The following is a 17,613-nucleotide window of genomic DNA, read 5'->3' on the forward strand; positions in this document are numbered from 1 at the left end:
CGTCATTTAATAATAAATTTATTTGTTCTTTTAATTTACGACGAGTTTCTAAATCGATTTGAAATTTTGCTCTCTTAACATACTCACTAATCGCATGATGTGGTTGAATATATTCTTTGTTAATGCCTATCCTATCAAAAACACCGTATATAAACAATTTATCTAAAGCGTTTTCAACGAGATTATCTCTTGAAAATACCTTAAACAAAAAATCGTAACTGACAAATTCAAATCGTGCGATGAAAACTAATAAATTATAGAAAAGTTCCCCTTCATCTTTGATTGCCGAAATGATTTGGAAAACTTTTATGTCGTTATGCTTTTTTATTTCATCTAGTTTATTGATTGTATTTATTAATCCTTCATCACTTATCATTCTGACACAATGAAATACTTGTCCCGGCATGCCATTTAAAGCTCCCAATATTTTCTCCGTTTCGGCTTTGCCAGGTTGTAATTCAAATAATTCACAATATTTTAAAAATAAGATTTGCCTATCTATAGGAGTTAATTCATTGACATGAAATGAAATTAAATTAAGATAGTTTCGAATAAGACTTGTGTTTGGCCTAAAAGTTGAAATTAAACAAATAATCGTATTGTTGTAAAATCTCTCATCAAGTATTATTTCAAGAAACCAATCTGCTATTTTTTTATTTGGTTGGACAATACATCCTTTGTCTATTATAAATAAGATCTCATTGTTTTCTTGAAACTTTGAGACTAATGAAATTGCAAATTCGATCTTTTCGGAAAGTTCTAAATTGTTGATTTTTTTTAGAGTTTCATCAGGATGAATCGAGTTTAAATCTTCAATTCTAAGTATGAAATCTTCAATGCTATCTCGAGAGTCGAGCAAAAAACTAATAGGATTGTGATATTTATTTAGTTTCTCAACTTTGTCTAAAGCATGTTTGACAAATTTTCTTCTTCCAACCTCCTCAAAACCAGATGCGATTATCGCAGAAGGCTTGATATTTTCCAGATTGTAGTATTTCTGTTCAAATTCTTCCATTAACCCGTTTCTCCCTATAAAGATTTCTTCTTTTTTCTTTACGTAAGGATGGTTTTCTATCGATATATCTCTAAGCTTAGAGTCAATTTTTTTATAAAGTAGAATAGGGTCTGTAATATGTTTTAAGTTGTATTTTTCAGTAAGCCAATCAGGAATACGCTCATCTCTATGATCAATAGTTAAGTCTACTAAAAATATCAACACCCTGTTAGACAATTCTAAACTCTTAAGATTTTTTGCATATTCAATTTCATATTTAACCCATTCAGAGTTCAAAGCGTCATTTGATAAGAAAATCACGAACAAATCTGTTTTCTCGATACCATTAATAATAGAATTTAATGTTGGAGTTCCTGGTTCGAAATTGTATTTATCTATAATACAATTGTCTTTTCCTAATCTTTTATAAATATTTTCAACTAATGGTTTTTGGGTGCTAGAATGAGATAAGAAAGCTTTTGACATATTCCAATTGACTTTATGCAATTTAACCAAAATATCGGCCTTATGCAATCTTATTCATTTTCCCCACTGCCGCGTGTGTCCTATCTCCAATTCCCCTTCAATATCATAAATACATCTAACAATTGTCATTCCCCCAACAAATCCCTAATTTTATTCAAACCAATTATCAAATTGAACATGCCCTACGACTGCCTCCCCCTTTCCGATGCAGGTCGCGCAGATATGTTGATTAAGAATTATTAGTATAATGCACATGCGGCAAGCGTACACCCGCAAATACAAGTTAAACCAATGTCAATATACATAAAACTCGTATCGACAACGTTGCTTATCATAAGCACAGGGAGTTCTTTTGCCCAAACCGGCAGTCAATCTTCATCAAACATAAACTCAAAACAAGTCGTCATCTACCGGTATAATCCACATCACAAAAAAGACCATAAAGTTAAAGCCATAGCACTTTTAGCGGCTAAATGTTATTACTTTAAAAAAGTACCGCATGTTCAAATAGGCAAACCCTTATCGGCCGAAAAAGGTAAATACATAGCTGATGCCGCTATGAGCAACTTCATGAGCAAGCTGACCGCAAAAAATTTCGAAAACATCAACAAGCGGGAGTGCAATTGCGGCGGCATAAGTGAAGAAACCTACGTTGTAGAGATAAGCCCCGACGGGCAACCTGGCAACAGGAGGATTTTTTACGTTCCGGTAGTCACTAACTGTCCGGCCAATTCACCGTGCGCGGTTATCGGCACTATTACCGATTTCTTTTCAAAACTGAAGCAGAAATAAGTTGCCATTTTGCTTGCGCACACCTGCACCAGCGAATGGGCTCTTCTATAATTTTCAATTAACTTTTCATGTTTGTTTACAATTGTGTAAACTTATGTTCGAACAAGGTATATGTTGACAATCGTTGTTGACTTAGCATAAAAGGCAAAAGCAGCACGCAACTCCGGTAAATAGCAGCATGAAAAAGCAATTGATATTATTACTAACAATTATACTGCCAGGTACTCAGCAGAAAATTAAGGTAAATGAGCGGGTATCGGCTATTGAAATAGAAAAACATTTTCCACTGCCTTCCGCGGATAGGATAATCCATTACAAAAAACACAATTATTCAATTAAAACTTCCGAAAACTTCGACGAAGATGGATCACTTAGCGCTGTAAGTTTTTTGAAATCGGAAGGTTGGCTTGAATTTAAAAGAGATGAATTTTCAAAGCTCAAGGATTTTTTAGAAGCGCATGATCTGAAACCAAAATTAGAGTGCCAGATTATTGGTAAAAAATCAATGAAAATCAATAGTGATACAATTGTATATGATTCACTGAATGCTCGTCGCCATATTATTTACTACTTCAAAAAAAATGACCATAAGCGTCTATTTGTTTTGAAATTTTAATTAACAGCGGCGAAGTGACCTTTTGCTGCCGGTGCACATGTCCGCGCCTGCGGTAGCATAAGTATTTAATGGTAGAACAAAGTTGAGATATAAGGAAGATTTGACTTACTATTCCTACTTCACTCCCTTCTCCAACTTAGCATTTTGCCCGGCAAGAATTTTCCAAATGCCATCCCGTTTCACCAGTACAATCATCCTCCTAAACTCAAACGTTTCGCCTGGATACCGTTCATCGCCATCTAAGCCTGTTCGTACATGCGAAATAGCGAGATTGGGATACGGATAGCTAATATCTTCAACCGCGCGGGTATAATAATGTGTAGATTTAAAGTAAGTAGTATGTACCTGCCGGTAATGAAACTGGATATCATCCCTCCCCTTGTAGTATGCGCCAAACCAGTTTACCCAGGTGGCATCCAGGGTATAATTATCGGCCAGGCCTTTAGGGTCATGCCGGTTCCAGGCATCTTCATAGTTTTTGATGAGCTGCTTTATTGCCCCGTTTTCTTTTGCGGTGTCTATTTGCTGACTGTAGGCCTTAAAGCCAAACAGCCAGCATAGGCTAATCACTATGAATTTGTAATTATTGATTTTCATATAAAACTCGTTTGGAAGCCGTTTAAAAAAGTCGTCATTGCCTCGTACTTACCGATGGCATAAATAAAAAATGGGTGTCATGCTGAGCCTGTCGAAGTATGGTGGGCAGGCCTTTACGCGCGACCCTTCGACAAGCTCAGGGTGACAGGCCAGCCCAACCTAATGTTATGTAATACAAATCTGGCACTGGTATGCAATCCCGTCTTCCTTCAACTATTTAAGAAACAAATCCTCCGTAGCCCAGGTAGGATTTTTTGCGAATGCTTTCCAGAAGATCTGATCCAGGTTAGCATCAAAATTGGCTTTGAAACTGCGCGTATTGGCGAGGATCACAAAATTAAACCCGTTATCCAAACGGGCCTGCTCTGTGGCTGTGCCGGGCAGGCTTCCCTGGTGAAAATAGTTATTACCGGCAATGGCCCAGCCGCATCCATAGGCTGCATTGGCTGTTGAACCTGTATACATGGTGGTTAACGTAGCAGATGTAAGTATATCTGGCCGTACCGGAAATTTATCTATATAAACCAGGAACCTGGCTAGGTCGGCAGCGGTTGCCACCCAGCCTCCGTGCGCGTCCATCCGCGTAATATTATAAGCATATGGATCTTCGCCCGACTGGCCATAATAGGTAACCTCTTTTGTCTGCTTCTCGGCCAGTGTGTTACCGCCAATGGTCATATCGGTGATCCCGATCGGCTTTAATACTAATGCATTCACGGCATCTGCATAGGTCTGCCCGGTAATTTTTTCTATCATGCGCCCTAATATGCAGTAGCCAAAATTGGAGTAGTCGTAATTGGTGCCCGGTACATGATCAAGCGGGCGGTTATCTAAAGTCCAGGTGATGAGTTGTGCAGTAGTCATTGTGGGGTTACTGAACATTGGGTCGTCTACCGAGTTGCCCCAGCCCCCGGAAGTATGGTGAAGCAGTTCATCAACCGTAATATCGGTGATATGTAAACCGTATGTTTTAGTACCATAGGTTTTACCTAAAATAGCGCCATCGCCAAATACTTTGTCAGACAGCTTGATTTTACCCTGCTCAAGCAGTTTCATAATGGCAACAGAAGTAAACTGTTTTGAACAGCTGGCCAAACGGTAGCGGTCGCTGATAACGGCTTTAGTACCTTTAGATTTATCGCTTACGCCATAAGCTTTCAAATAAACCAGCTTTTCGCCTTTGGTAATGGCAACGGATACCGCAGGAACATCATACGTAGTCATAAAGGTATTCACCTCATCATCTAAAGCGGCAACAGCAACTTTACTGGGAGTGAGGGTATCGATCACGGTTCCTGTCCCGGTACCCGTGCCTGTTCCGGTGCCAGTGCCCGTTCCTGTACCGGTGCCTGTTCCCGTATGGGTTGTGTCCGTACTTGTGGTTGTTTTAGTTACAGATGGCGAGTCCTTTTTGCAGGCAGCAAAAAACAACAGACCAACAACAGCAATAATGAGTTGACTGATTTTTAACACATTCGGTTTAATGCGGAAAATTCCGGGTTGATAAGTTTTTTTCATAGGTAATTAATAGATATCAGGTTTAGAATTGGTAACAATTTAACTGCACCAAACATGATCGTTCCAGGTTATAACACCGGTGCAATTACTTTACAAAAAAACATTCCCCGTTAAAAAAACACTTACGTGTATGTTGCAAATACTTTCGAGTTTGTTGCATTTTTATCATCATCCGGTGCACACATCGTGCACATCCCGACGAGGAGGAATATTATTTTTCAGATCGCCTCTGAGAAGCTGTTTAAAAATGAAAGAAAATGTTTTTGTAGAGACGCATAATTGCGTCTCCCGAAAGACAAACCGATTTCAAAGAGGTCTCGGCTGCCGTAAATTGCAAGCGTGAGACGCAATTATGCGCCTCTACATTCAAAAACTATTGTTTTTAAACAGCCCCTGAGAAAATAAAATGATTTCTTTGTCCTTTAAAAGATCAATAAAATGAAACGAGCACTTTTCCTGATATTTTTTATCTGTAATATTTTAATTGTTCAGGCGCAAAAGGTGCTGGAACCATCGGCAGAAAAGCATCCGGAATGGACACGGCCATTTCCACCTTTTCGAATCGCGGGCAATCTTTATTATGTAGGCACTGCCGATCTGGCCTGTTATCTCATCGTAACGTCCGGTGGCAATATCCTGATCAATACAGGGCTTGCATCCTCCGAACCACAAATCATAGCCAATATCAAGACGCTGGGTTTCAGGATTTCGGACACGAAAATTCTTTTAACAACCCAGGCTCACTTTGATCACATGGGCGCTATGGCGGCGATAAAGAAGATAACTAAAGCCAAAATGCTGGTTGACGAGGGTGATGCAGCGGTAGTAGCCGACGGCGGACTTTCTGATTACGACCTTAAAGGAGATGTGCGCACATTCACACCTGTAAAAGTAGACCGTATTTTACACAATGGCGATATCATTAAGTTGGGGAATATGCAGCTAACCATACTTCACCACCCGGGCCATACAAAAGGCTCCTGCAGCTATTTGTTTGATGTAAAAGACAACGAACGAAGCTACAGGGTCTTGATCGCCAATATGCCTACCATCGTTACCGATAAAAAGTTCTCAAACATACCCTCTTATACTAACATTGTTAAAGACTATGCTTATACGTTAAAAGCAATGAAGAACTTAACATTTGATATCTGGCTGGCCTCCCATGGCACCCAATTTGACCTGCTCAGCAAACACAAACCAGGCAGCCCTTATGATCCTTCAGTTTTTGCTGATAAGAAGAATTATTACGATCAAATTGATGAACTGCAAGCTGAATATGATAAAAAAATAGCGGCGGAATAGTTTTTAAAGAATTAGCCGGATGCATTCATTCGTTGAAGTTTAGCAAAGGATCAGTTTCTATCAGAACAACGCAAGCGCCGCAAGGTCAAAACCTGTTATTATATGCATTAAACTTTTTTGCTTACTTCCCTCCGCCATCAAGTAGCTCAGCCAATTTGCTATTCAGTCCTTCGGCTCTCAAACCTTTAGCTATGATCTTTCCAGCAGGATCAATCAGGAAATTAGACGGGATGCTGCGTACGCCATATTGCAGGGCTACAACGTTGTTCCAGCCCTTAAGGTCAGATACTTGTATCCACGTTAGTTTATCATCGGCAATGGCTTTTACCCATGCGTCTTTTTTCCCCGGATTATCAAGCGATATCCCTAATATGGTGAAACCTTTGCCTTTATATTTATTGTAAGCAGCAAGTACATTGGGATTTTCTTCGCGGCACGGCCCGCACCAGCTTGCCCAAAAATCTACAAGCACATACTTACCTTTAAAATCAGACAGCTTTATAGTTTTGCCTTCCGGGGTCTCTTGCGCAAAATCAATCGCCTGGCTGCCAATTCTTGTATTTGTAGACGATGCCAGTAACAACGGGATAGTTTTACCCAATGGTGTATTTTTTAATTGCGGACTCAAATTACTGTAGGCTTTTGCGGCATCTTCGCTAATCAGGGTATCGGCAGCGGCCTGCTGCAGGGTAAGCAAACTGATATATGATTTAGGATGAGTTTTGGCAAACTCCAAACCGGATACTCTTAACTCGCCCATATATTGCGATTCACGGCTTCTCATTTTATTAATAAAAGCATCAGTCTTTAATGAATCGGGGGTTGAAGCAAACTCTTTATTCAATGCTGTAAATTTATCTTCTGTGGGTTGGCGCTGCGCTCTAAATACGGCGGCATCATCATTTATCTGCGAACCACTAACCGTTATATTCTTAAGCGAATCGGCAGCCTTAAGCGATATTTTGCCCGGCTCTATATAAAAATGTAAAAAGTCGAGCTTTTCACCGGGAGCCGTCCTGTTTACCAAAGGATTCTTGTTAAGACAGATAGTTGCCTGCACACCGTGAGGCACATTACCGGCAAAACTAAAGTTGCTATTTTGTACAGTGACCGAGTCGGACTTTTGCTGATCATCCAGCTGGTAAAAAAGAAAAATCTTATCGCCGTTTTTCAATTTTTTAACATTTCCGTTTACGGTAAAGTTGTTTTGGGCCATTAATACCAAAGGCATCAGGCCAAGCATAAGCAGGAGGATTTTTTTCATAAGAGGTGTAGGTTAATATAATTGCGTGGTAATAATAGGAAAATAAAGTTGATGCAGCGAAATGAATATTGTACAAGCGAACGATTATCAGCTACAGGTAAACTAAAAATATTCCTTATTTTTAGCAGACATCACCTGCTTATACCACATTGTTAATGAAATCAACACGTTTATTTTGCTTAATCCTATTCATTTGCCTGCTATCAAATTTAACCCGGGCGCAAGCACCGAAAGCTAACAAACCTCTCCCCCGTATCGCCATAGCGGGCCTTGCTATTGAATCGAGCACATTTTCGCCGGCACTTACCGACGAAGCAGCCTTTCACGCCAAATACGGAGCAGATGTTTTTAGCGCGTACCCTTTTATGGCTGCCGACTCCCCTCTTCGTAAAAAAGCGAATTGGTTCCCTTCCGTGGTTGGCAAATCCTTACCCGGTGGTGCGGTTACACGGGTTGCCTACGAATCACTGGTTAATAAAACACTTGATTCTCTTAAAAAGCATCTTCCCTATGATGGCCTTTACTTTGATATTCATGGAGCCATGAGTGTAGTTGGCCTTGATGACCCCGAAGGAGATTTTCTTGTACGCGTCAGAAAAGTAGTCGGCACCAAAACCATGATCTCCACCTCAATGGATCTGCACGGCAACGTTTCATGGCGACTGGCACAAAACTCCGACCTGATCACCTGTTACCGCATGGCCCCTCATGAGGATGCTATGCAAACCAAGCAACGTGCCGTTCAAAACCTGATCAGCAGGATTGAAAGCGGCAAAGGAAAACCTGCTTATAAAGCTTATATCTCCGTACCTATTTTACTGCCCGGCGAAAAAACAAGTACCCGCATTGAACCCGGAAAAAGCCTGTATAAACAGGTGGCTCCGGCTGCGTTGCAATGCGGTATTACCGATGCAGCCATTTGGATAGGCTATGCATGGGCCGATGAACCACGCAACCACGCTGTAGTAATGGTTATCGGCGATGAAAAAGAAAAAGTAACCCGCACTGCCGAACAACTGGCGCAAAGCTTTTGGGATGTACGGAACCAATTTGAGTTTGTTGCCCCAACCGGCACTTTAACCGAGTGTTTAGATAAAGCTATCGCCAGCCTTAAACATCCTTTTTACATCAGCGATTCGGGCGATAATCCTACCGCGGGTGGTGCCGGTGATGCTACATGGACATTGACCCAGATCCTTGCCCGACCAGAGTTTAAGGCAGATAACGGGCCATCGCTCCTTTATGCATCTATCCCCGCGCCCGAACTGATCAAAAGTGCTATCGCAGCCGGCGTCGGCAACCATGTGGAAGGCTTTGCAGGTGCGGCAGTTGATAACCGTTTTGCTCCGCCTGTAAAACTTTCGGGAACCGTGGAATCCATTGTATCGGGCGATAAGGATGCCGAGGTTGAGGCGGTGATAAAAGTTGGCAGCGTGCATGTAATCATCACCCAAAAACGTAAGCCTTACCATAAAGAAATTGATTTTACAAGACTGGGCCTCAATCCGCGTACGGCAGCTATAGTAGTAGTAAAAATAGGCTACCTCGAACCCGAACTATACGCTATGCGGGCCGACTGGCTACTGGCTATAACACCTGGCGGGGTCGATCAGAATATAGAGCGCCTGCCCTATCACCGGATTCAACGGCCAATGTTTCCGTTGGATAAAGACATGAAAGACCCGGATTTGAAAGCCAGGCTTGTGCCGCTGTCTGATCAGCAATAAAAGCGATCAGCACCTGTCATCCTTTCAATTCTGTATTTTATCAATTACCGGGTTATGATCATCAATTACTAAAACATTAGCAGCTAATATTCAATACCTTGTAATAAAAATTAACAAACGGTATGAAAACATTATGCTATTTTATTTTCATCTCTTTGATATTAAGCAGTTGCTGCTCATCGCCCCAAAACGATAACCTTGCTGCCGACAAAATCGCGCTTGAAAAAACCAAAGCCGCTTTTACTGCTGCATTTGCGCGCAGTGATGTGAAGGCCTTAGTAGCGCTGCATCATCCTGATATTGTTAAATATTTTGGTGGCAATAATGTGGTTACGGGTCGCGCGGAATTGGCTAAAGGGTTAACAGCCATGTTCCGAACTACCAAAATGGAATTGATCCAAAACCAGGTTGAAAGCACGGCCTTCAACGGCAACACCATCATCGAAACCTGTATCTTCGCCTTCAGGAGCACTCCAATAAATGGCGGCAAACCATCGGTTGGCCGCGGAAGGTCAATGACTGTTTTTGTTAGATATAAGGATAGCCCCTATGGTTGGGTATCAATAAGGGAGATGGCCCAGGCTGCTCCGAAGGTTACCAGGTAGGTTTAAATGAATATCTTTTACTGTACAGTGCTGCATATACCGGCAGGAAAGGCCTTATAACAAATAAAAATCCCATAATATTATTTATAATTGCAGCCATTCCTTTCACAAATGAAAAAGTTGCTTTTTATTCCATTATTGCTGATCATGCTATCGTGCAATAACAACCCGACTAACAACAAAAGAGATATCACAGCAAAAAACGATGTTGCCAAAAAAGTTGATGGGACAAAAAATAAGCAAACTGCCAATACATCTTCACCCGGTAGCGAGGTTTCAAGAGATATAATAGGCATCTGGGCTATCAACGGAGGGGAAAACCCGATATTCGAAATAAATAAGGATTCCATTTATTATCCCGAACATTCTGTATCCTATAGATATAAGATCGCCGGCGACAGCATCCGCATCAAATATGATTGGGGGGAACAAAGCTTCGCCTTTAAACTTAAAAGCAAAGACACCCTTATTATAAAAAGCATGGGCGGAGATACTGTATATCAACACCGCATAAAATAGGTAGCCCTGCCCCCTACTCCGATCAACGCCTTACATTTACGTAAAAACCGCAAAACCAAAACGTGGTTCAACGTATTGTTTTTCAATATTTTATATTGAATTTTAATTCATCAAAACCATAGAATCATCAAACTGACTGATCTACCAGAAAACAGTTGGGATTTTGCGCACGCATTACCGTGCCTGTACTATAATCAGTATTGCATTTAAGGGCAAAATAAATGAAAACAAGTGAGCATAGTTTTTGGCCGTTTACACCGAAGGTGAGCATCATTACCGCCGTTATTGTTTTATTGGCCTTGCTGCTCATTACGGGTTTGCTTCGTACATATTCAGGCTGGCCAGCCGATTCATCCGGCAACACCGTATTGATCGGCATTTTTATAGTGAGCTTATTACCTATTGTCCTTGCAATTCTCAACGTAGTTATTGAACGAGGGGGCACCATAGGCTACGGCGACCTCAAGATCGACTTTTCCAAAATAGAGCAGTTATCAAATTCGGGCTTTGCCGTACCGGCCAATATCGGGGTGCGGGGACAATATGTTGCAGATAGCGGCACTTCCAACATCCTTGAAACATTGCGGGCAGCTACCTCTTCGGGCGTTGCCCTGATCGATCTGGAAGACGGCCACGCCTGGTGGGAAACCCGCCTGTTAGTTTTACTGGCCGGTGCCGACCGGCTTAAAAAGCCCGACAAAATTGTGTTTACGGCAACCATAGAAGCAAAACAGCAGATCTATTTGGGCTGGGCCCGCCCCGGCGACCTGCTGGAGCAATTGCTGAAAGAAGATCCACGGTATTTGAAAAGCTTTTATGCCGCCCGCGCGGCAGCTGCACAATGGGCGTTATTAGGTCCATTAGAACTGATCCCGCCCTATAGTTATTATATTATGCCGCCCCCGCCGCCCTGGATGCAGGGTGCACTCGCCCTCAACCATAGCTGGATGGCATTTTCAACATCCACCGGCTTGCCTAACGAATTACTGTCCGAACAGCTTTTACAGCATGAGCTTGGCGAAACTATTGAAAATAAGGGCGAAGCCAAGCACATTAACATTGTACATCTCGATGAAGTATTCAGCCCGGTATTGATAAAAAAACAGATCGATAAAAACTGGGGAAATCAGGAACAAACCAATGCGCTGTTCGCTGCCGAGGAACCTTTTATTGCGATAACAGAGAATGCAAAATATTCGGCAATTGTTTCAACACAGTCGCTGTATAACGAAGTATTAAGGGGAATGATGGATAATAAGAAATGAAAGAGCTGATGACGATTCCGATCAAATAAAGCTTAACAATACTTCCCCCGGAGTGACTTATAAAAAAAGCCCCGCTTTCGCGGGGCCTGAACACAGTCAGCAACTATTATAACACACATCATTAAAAACATAACACCAATTACTACCTATTCTTCTGTCGCTAACTGGAAGCTTATCGGGATACTGTACCTAACCCTTACATTTTGCCCATTTTGCACGCCAGGTTTCCAGGCTTTGGCTAATTTCAATACCCTCAGGGCTTCTTCATCAAAACCATAGCCTGCCCCGCGATCAACCTTAATATTTGAAAGCGTACCATCTTTTTCGATAATAAAGCTCATGAAAACTTTACCTGATACTCCGGCATCTTGCGCGGCAGGTGGGAAACGCAAATTCTTCTGCAAAAATTTGGCCCATGCAGCAGCCCCGCCAAGCGGTTCGGGCATTACTTCAAGAGGATCGCCAAGCGTATGAACACCATTATCCTCTGTTATGCCAGGCCCACCCGGCCCCTCCGGTTTAGTCTCCAATACATTAGTAGGAGGACCATCACCCTTAATAGTTTCTGAACCAACCGCATTTTTATTGAGATCAGCAACCGTTGGAGGTTCGGTTGCCACCTCTTCGGACACAAGGTGCGGCGTTGTATATTTAATGGTAGGAGTTGGCGCCGCAGCCTTAACAGGTTCGGCAGGCTGGGTTTTCTGAGGCTCTACCACTTTATCCTCCTTTTTGGGCGGAGGTGGTAATACTGTGGTAAGGTCAACCGTAGTCATACCAACTAAGTTCTCATGCTTCGGCTTTGCCTTAAAAATAATAGCTGCAGCCGATAAAAGGGCTACTGCCGCAAAAGCGATACTCATAGACTTCACCATGGTGCGCCCATAGCTTTGTCTTAATTCATAAGCGCCATAATTTTTGTTGCGATGGTCAAATACAAGGTCGAGCCACTCGGCATTGTACAAATCAAATTTGGTGATAAGCATATTTTCGGAATTAAATTTCATTAATAACGAATATACATATATTATATTTTGTAAAAAGTAAAGATAATTCAAAATAATTTTGTCAAATTTTTCATCTTATTTTCATCTTTACACAAAACCTACCATCTTCAAAAAATCAACTAAAAAATCACCACAGACAACACTTTTTATCACCCATTAAATAAAATTGCATACTAAAAATGCCATTTAAACTAAATTTTAATACATAAATCAACAAAAACTTAAAATATTTTAAAAAAAAGTGCGATTATTTTATTTTTTTATTACTTTTAGATATGGTTAACAGGCTTTACAAACTTATCGCCTTATTTTTTTTACTCTTTAGCGGCAATCAGGCATCCGCAAAGGGTGGATTATACCATTATTATCATAAAAATCCGAAGAAAACCACTGTATCCGCCACAATACCACATCATAACCCATTTAATTTAGAGTTTGTACTTAATAATGTACCTGCTCCGGTTATTAATGTACAACAGCACAGGGGCGCACATTCTTTACAGGCGTTTGTATCAACGCCGGGCAACTACACAATTAGATTTAAGTATCTTGATTTTATTTGCGGACTGGGCACAAGCAAACTTTCCCAATTCCGCAAACTCATCCTTTTTCCGTTTCACGACTTTTGGTAGGCAAAAAAACAACTCCAACCCACATGCCCTGATTAAGCATGAGGGATTTATTGTTTTTTAAAAAATTTAGTTTCAATACTGTCCGGTGTTTTTGATTGGACACCGGGCAGTATTATTCAAACCTTTATTTTTTCCTCCCTTTAAACCCGAAACATGAAAAAATTCATACCTTTTGGCATACTTTTAATTGTAATTGTATTAGCCCTTATATACCCTTCAGTTACTCTTACAACCGTTAAAGACAGTAAAATTGACACCGGCGATACCGCCTGGCTATTAGTAAGTACCGCCCTTGTATTAATCATGACACCCGGCCTGGCGTTTTTTTATGGCGGTATGGTGAGCAAAAAAAACGTATTATCAACCATGCTGCAAAGCTTTGTTTGCATGGGCGTAATTACCGTTATATGGGTAATATTCGGTTTTAGCCTTGCCTTTGGCGAAGATGAGTTTGGCGGCTTTATAGGCAACCCAGGCACTTTCTTTATGATGAAAGGCACATTAGGCAATGCCACCTGGGAACTTGCCCCAACCATCCCACTGGTATTATTTGCTATGTTCCAGTTAAAATTCGCGGTTATCACCCCGGCCCTGATCACCGGTGCATTTGCCGAAAGGATCCGCTTTAATTCATACGTTATTTTCCTTTGCCTGTTCATGGTGTTTATATACGCCCCATTAGCTCACGCCACCTGGCATCCAAAAGGCTTCCTTTTTGGTAAAGGTGTACTTGACTTTGCCGGCGGTACCGTGGTACACATGAGCGCAGGCTGGGCAGCTTTAGCATCAGCTATTTACTTAAAAGGCCGTAACGAAACTTCGCACAACCCGGCCCGTATCAGCTACGTATTATTAGGCACAGGCTTGTTATGGTTCGGCTGGTTTGGTTTTAATGCTGGTTCGGCATTAGGTTCGGGCACATTGGCAGCAACCGCTTTGGCAACAACAACTACCGCATCAGCTGCTGCAGCTATGGCCTGGATGTTCTTCGATATCCTTCGCGGTAAAAAACCAAGTGTATTAGGTGCGTGTATCGGTGCTGTTGTAGGCCTTGTAGCCATTACTCCGGCAGCGGGCTTTGTAACTATCCCTCACTCATTAATTATCGGCATCGTAGCGGCGGTAGTAAGCAACCTGGTTGTGATCTGGAGAAGCAAAACCAATATCGATGACACCCTGGATGTATTCCCTTGCCATGGCGTAGGTGGTATGGTAGGTATGTTATTGACCGGTGTATTCGCACACCAAAACGTTAACGCCGCCAACACAACCGGCAATGGTTTATTTTACGGCGAAACACATCTCTTTATCGTCCACGTAATTACACTTGTTGGCGTATCAGCCTTTGCTTTCTTCGGCTCATTCGTATTATTAAAGGTTACTGATATGATCAGCACATTGCGCGTAACTCCTGAAGAAGAACTTGCAGGCTTAGACATCAGCCAGCACGACGAAGAATTATAATACCCCTATTGTTCTAAACTGATCAAACCAAACAATTAACAACAAAAAACTAAACGCCGCGATCATCAGATGCGGCGTTTTTTTTATTTATCATATTTCTTTAAATCCAGCTACGGCCTACTGCAAACCAATAACTGCTGACTATACGAGAATTACCACTCTTTAGTCGAGATTTTATTGACTTTTTTAACCTCCTGCTTTTTAGCAAGCGATGATGCTTTAAGCATATAAGCCCTTAAACGATCCCCCACCTGCTTGCTGTTAGCAATCACCTGGTCAAGATAGTTACTAAAATCACTTTTAGATAATTTAGCTGATGCCTTCTCCAATGGAATCTCGCCACCCGCCACAGGCTCTGATGAGCCATAACGGTTACGCTGATAAGGCTGGTAAACAAAATCGGTTAACCAATACCTGTATTTCAAATCTTTTACTTCTATAGTAAGCGTGTAATGCATTTCTCCACCTTCACTATTACCTACCAATGCTTTTTTTGAGATCATATAACTACCAACACCAGTGAGCGAATGATTTTCTTTATCGCTTTTTGAAAGCCCAAGCGTTTTTTTAGGATATGCGGCAGTTAAAAAATACAAGCCGCGATTATATAAGGTATCGGCATTTACACCAGGCTGATCAACCAGTTTATAGTAAATATATTTGTCATGCTCGTCAAATGACAATGAATCTTTTTGAGCAAATACATTTTTAGCAAAAAAAACAAGAAGCGAAACAACAATAATATTTTTCATCCGGACAAGTGTTATTAAAATGAAACCTTGCTTTCTACAATCACCATAATAACGGCAATATTTTAAAACAATTTCATCCTATAAAGATAAAAGCCTCCCGGTTATATCGGGAGGCTTTTTGCAAATAATGTTTTATTAAAATTAGAAAGAATACACAGCAGCTAACAAAAATTGAGAAGCTGATTTTGTAAAGGTAGTACCATCACTTTTAATAAAGCTATCAACATTTTTAGTATGATCTAACCTTACTTCTGGTATGAAAGTTAAAGGACCTGCTTTAATATTTGCTGTTAAAGTTGAGGCAAGCACTGAGTTACCAGGAGCGATACCCACATCAGGACCACTATTTGTAGCTTTTGCCTTAAAGTACTCTTCCCTTAAACCAAAGGTAACTACTTTTGAAACTGCTAACTGCGGATACAACGCGTAACCATAATAGTTTAAAGCACCTCCGCCTGATTTTCTTGCAGCGTTTAAGCCCAATTTAAAGGCATCAGTAACCTGGTACGCTGTAGTTAAATCCAATATGGTACCAGAATATTTACCGCTTGCAAGGTTAAGATAAGCTGTCCAGCCTTTAACCGGTGATATAAACAACTGAGCGCCAAAAGTTGAAACCTCTGGTGTATTTGAATTTGACTTATAAGTATTCCAGTTATCATTAAAGATACCCGCCATTAAGCTCACTTTGTCAGAAAAAGCATAAGTTGCTTTAAAACCCGCGTTTTGGAACGGACCAGCGGTAAACAAATACGATGTTGAATAGTTAAAATTAGCAACCGGGCTAATAACTTCATAACCAACAAATGTTGCCATGTAACCTGCTGTTAAATTCAAGCTTGAAGTAACATCATATGAAACATACAAGTTTTGGATATGATATGAATCACCGTTTGAACCAGAAGGGATTGATTGCTCCTGGCCACGCGGACCAAAAGACATTTCACCTACAAATGACGCTTTGCCTACTTTTTTCTTTAATCCCAGGTCGATCATCCCGATAGACACCGAATTCTGATCGCTCCCGAAAGAGGTTTGAATATTAGGATGCTTGGCAAAGTCATATTTAAAATAAGTATCCACAGAACCGTAAACAACCAAAGGTGCATCCGATGTTGTTTTAACAGTGTCCTGGGCTTTAACCGTAAAGGCCGCAATTGAAAAAAATGAGAAGAGTAAAAATACTTTTTTCATGATAACGATTTAATCGTGAATTGATAAACTATTGTTAATTGTTGTTTTTTTCGGGGAAATACACTGTTATTATTTGATTATCAACGCCTTGCAATTGCCGGGATCGTTTATGTGTCGGCATAAAAAATCCCTGTACGGTTGGCAACGTTCATTTAAAGTTTTAAGTCATCAGTTTTTAGTTCTAAGTCAAAAAAAATTAACATTTGACTTTAAACCCAGTACTACTGACTTAGTACTACCACTCCCCAACCGCACAAGGCATCAATATCTCTGTTTAAGCTGTTAAGCTTAATATATTATCAGGCTTCAGAAGCAACTTTAGCACCTTTATCAAAAAGGCCGCTTAAGCTGATCTCATCATCCTGAACAGGATAAACTTCGATACCGTGGTCGAATACGTCGATACCACCTGTACCTGTTTCACCATGCTCTTCGATACGTAATTTCCATGGATGACCTAATTTGTTGATCACAAACATCATCACATATGTTATTACAAACACTGCAAGCGTAATGGTCAAGCTACCTATCAACTGCGCCTTTAATACACCAAAACCACCGCCGTAAAACAAGCCCGCTACCGGAGCAGAGTTATCAGCACCTGTTGGGCCTGTAGCACCGTACTGGCCTGATGCAAATAAGCCTAATGATAAAGTACCCCAGATACCGCAAAGGCCGTGTACCGATACCGCGCCAACCGGATCGTCGATACGGAACCACTCGATCAGGTAAACACCTGCAAATATTACGAAGCCGGCAACCACACCCAGCAGGATAGCACCCAGCGGGCTTACCCAGTAACAAGGACAGGTAATTGCAACAAGGCCACCTAAAAATCCATTTATTGTAAAGGCCAAATCAAATTTGCCTTTTGTT

15 protein-coding genes and 1 pseudogene are annotated in these 17,613 nt (G+C 41.2%); 8 read left to right on the forward strand and 8 right to left on the reverse strand.

From position 1 onward, the window contains the following. Positions 1 to 1,480: toll/interleukin-1 receptor domain-containing protein (locus tag VF500_RS07280; RefSeq protein WP_330859036.1), on the reverse strand; the 1,480-nt coding region annotated here is incomplete at its 3' end. Between the two features lie 291 nt (positions 1,481 to 1,771). Here VF500_RS07280 and VF500_RS07285 point away from each other — a divergent pair. Further along, complete coding sequence (locus VF500_RS07285; RefSeq protein ID WP_330859037.1) at positions 1,772 to 2,272, forward strand: hypothetical protein; 501 nt, start codon at positions 1,772 to 1,774, stop codon at positions 2,270 to 2,272. Positions 2,273 to 2,450: 178 nt separating this feature from the next. Beyond that, on the forward strand, positions 2,451 to 2,888 hold the full coding sequence (locus VF500_RS07290; RefSeq protein WP_330859038.1) for a hypothetical protein: 438 nt from the start codon (positions 2,451 to 2,453) through the stop codon (positions 2,886 to 2,888). Between the two features lie 114 nt (positions 2,889 to 3,002). On the opposite strand, the gene VF500_RS07295 is transcribed toward VF500_RS07290, so the two are convergent. Further along, positions 3,003 to 3,485, reverse strand: coding sequence for an SgcJ/EcaC family oxidoreductase (locus VF500_RS07295; RefSeq protein ID WP_330859039.1), 483 nt, complete (start codon positions 3,483 to 3,485; stop codon positions 3,003 to 3,005). 213 nt (positions 3,486 to 3,698) lie between these two features. Further along, entirely contained in the window at positions 3,699 to 5,003 is a 1,305-nt protein-coding gene (locus VF500_RS07300; RefSeq protein ID WP_330859040.1) for a serine hydrolase domain-containing protein, read from the reverse strand. 438 nt (positions 5,004 to 5,441) lie between these two features. On the opposite strand from VF500_RS07300, the gene bla reads away from it, so the two are divergent. Then, positions 5,442 to 6,308, forward strand: a complete 867-nt coding sequence (gene bla, locus VF500_RS07305; RefSeq protein WP_330859041.1) for a subclass B3 metallo-beta-lactamase — start codon at positions 5,442 to 5,444, stop codon at positions 6,306 to 6,308. 121 nt (positions 6,309 to 6,429) lie between these two features. Here bla and VF500_RS07310 read toward each other — a convergent pair whose 3' ends face one another. Continuing rightward, a complete protein-coding gene (locus tag VF500_RS07310) occupies positions 6,430 to 7,572 on the reverse strand; it encodes a TlpA disulfide reductase family protein (protein WP_330859042.1) in 1,143 nt (380 codons plus the stop codon). Between the two features lie 155 nt (positions 7,573 to 7,727). On the opposite strand from VF500_RS07310, the gene VF500_RS07315 reads away from it, so the two are divergent. The 4 genes from VF500_RS07315 to VF500_RS07330 all read left to right on the forward strand — a co-directional run bounded on the left by VF500_RS07315 (position 7,728) and on the right by VF500_RS07330 (position 11,688). Next, on the forward strand, positions 7,728 to 9,299 hold the full coding sequence (locus VF500_RS07315; protein WP_330859043.1) for a M81 family metallopeptidase: 1,572 nt from the start codon (positions 7,728 to 7,730) through the stop codon (positions 9,297 to 9,299). 122 nt (positions 9,300 to 9,421) lie between these two features. Continuing rightward, positions 9,422 to 9,904, forward strand: coding sequence for a nuclear transport factor 2 family protein (locus VF500_RS07320; RefSeq protein WP_330859044.1), 483 nt, complete (start codon positions 9,422 to 9,424; stop codon positions 9,902 to 9,904). Between the two features lie 111 nt (positions 9,905 to 10,015). After that, on the forward strand, positions 10,016 to 10,423 hold the full coding sequence (locus VF500_RS07325) for a hypothetical protein (protein ID WP_330859045.1): 408 nt from the start codon (positions 10,016 to 10,018) through the stop codon (positions 10,421 to 10,423). 221 nt (positions 10,424 to 10,644) lie between these two features. Further along, positions 10,645 to 11,688: a hypothetical protein gene (locus tag VF500_RS07330; RefSeq protein WP_330859046.1), complete on the forward strand. Its 1,044-nt coding sequence runs from the start codon at positions 10,645 to 10,647 to the stop codon at positions 11,686 to 11,688. A 146-nt stretch (positions 11,689 to 11,834) separates the two neighbouring features. Here the strand turns inward: VF500_RS07330 and VF500_RS07335 are convergent, their stop codons facing one another. After that, a complete protein-coding gene (locus tag VF500_RS07335; protein ID WP_330859047.1) occupies positions 11,835 to 12,695 on the reverse strand; it encodes a TonB family protein in 861 nt (286 codons plus the stop codon). Positions 12,696 to 13,480: 785 nt separating this feature from the next. On the opposite strand from VF500_RS07335, the gene VF500_RS07340 reads away from it, so the two are divergent. Beyond that, entirely contained in the window at positions 13,481 to 14,791 is a 1,311-nt protein-coding gene (locus VF500_RS07340; protein WP_330859048.1) for an ammonium transporter, read from the forward strand. A 152-nt stretch (positions 14,792 to 14,943) separates the two neighbouring features. Here VF500_RS07340 and VF500_RS07345 read toward each other — a convergent pair whose 3' ends face one another. The 3 genes and pseudogenes from VF500_RS07345 to VF500_RS07355 form a co-directional block, all read right to left on the reverse strand. Beyond that, complete coding sequence (locus VF500_RS07345) at positions 14,944 to 15,543, reverse strand: DUF4468 domain-containing protein (protein ID WP_330859049.1); 600 nt, start codon at positions 15,541 to 15,543, stop codon at positions 14,944 to 14,946. Between the two features lie 141 nt (positions 15,544 to 15,684). Next, positions 15,685 to 16,737, reverse strand: a complete 1,053-nt coding sequence (locus VF500_RS07350) for a porin (RefSeq protein ID WP_330859050.1) — start codon at positions 16,735 to 16,737, stop codon at positions 15,685 to 15,687. Between the two features lie 299 nt (positions 16,738 to 17,036). Continuing rightward, positions 17,037 to 17,613 (reverse strand): annotated as a pseudogene (locus VF500_RS07355) (ammonium transporter); the annotation flags it as partial.

The sequence above is a fragment of the Mucilaginibacter sp. genome (assembly GCF_036383575.1).
Classification (GTDB): Bacteria; Bacteroidota; Bacteroidia; order Sphingobacteriales; family Sphingobacteriaceae; genus Mucilaginibacter.

Excerpts from the sequence above, each read along its gene's own strand:
- VF500_RS07285 (WP_330859037.1), top strand. The coding sequence starts at position 1,772 with ATGTCAATATACATAAAACTCGTATCGACAACGTTGCTTATCATAAGC.
- VF500_RS07290 (WP_330859038.1), top strand. The coding sequence starts at position 2,451 with ATGAAAAAGCAATTGATATTATTACTAACAATTATACTGCCAGGTACT.
- VF500_RS07295 (WP_330859039.1), bottom strand. The coding sequence starts at position 3,485 with ATGAAAATCAATAATTACAAATTCATAGTGATTAGCCTATGCTGGCTG.
- VF500_RS07300 (WP_330859040.1), bottom strand. The coding sequence starts at position 5,003 with ATGAAAAAAACTTATCAACCCGGAATTTTCCGCATTAAACCGAATGTG.
- bla (WP_330859041.1), top strand. The coding sequence starts at position 5,442 with ATGAAACGAGCACTTTTCCTGATATTTTTTATCTGTAATATTTTAATT.
- VF500_RS07310 (WP_330859042.1), bottom strand. The coding sequence starts at position 7,572 with ATGAAAAAAATCCTCCTGCTTATGCTTGGCCTGATGCCTTTGGTATTA.
- VF500_RS07315 (WP_330859043.1), top strand. The coding sequence starts at position 7,728 with ATGAAATCAACACGTTTATTTTGCTTAATCCTATTCATTTGCCTGCTA.
- VF500_RS07320 (WP_330859044.1), top strand. The coding sequence starts at position 9,422 with ATGAAAACATTATGCTATTTTATTTTCATCTCTTTGATATTAAGCAGT.
- VF500_RS07325 (WP_330859045.1), top strand. The coding sequence starts at position 10,016 with ATGAAAAAGTTGCTTTTTATTCCATTATTGCTGATCATGCTATCGTGC.
- VF500_RS07330 (WP_330859046.1), top strand. The coding sequence starts at position 10,645 with ATGAAAACAAGTGAGCATAGTTTTTGGCCGTTTACACCGAAGGTGAGC.
- VF500_RS07335 (WP_330859047.1), bottom strand. The coding sequence starts at position 12,695 with ATGAAATTTAATTCCGAAAATATGCTTATCACCAAATTTGATTTGTAC.
- VF500_RS07340 (WP_330859048.1), top strand. The coding sequence starts at position 13,481 with ATGAAAAAATTCATACCTTTTGGCATACTTTTAATTGTAATTGTATTA.
- VF500_RS07345 (WP_330859049.1), bottom strand. The coding sequence starts at position 15,543 with ATGAAAAATATTATTGTTGTTTCGCTTCTTGTTTTTTTTGCTAAAAAT.
- VF500_RS07350 (WP_330859050.1), bottom strand. The coding sequence starts at position 16,737 with ATGAAAAAAGTATTTTTACTCTTCTCATTTTTTTCAATTGCGGCCTTT.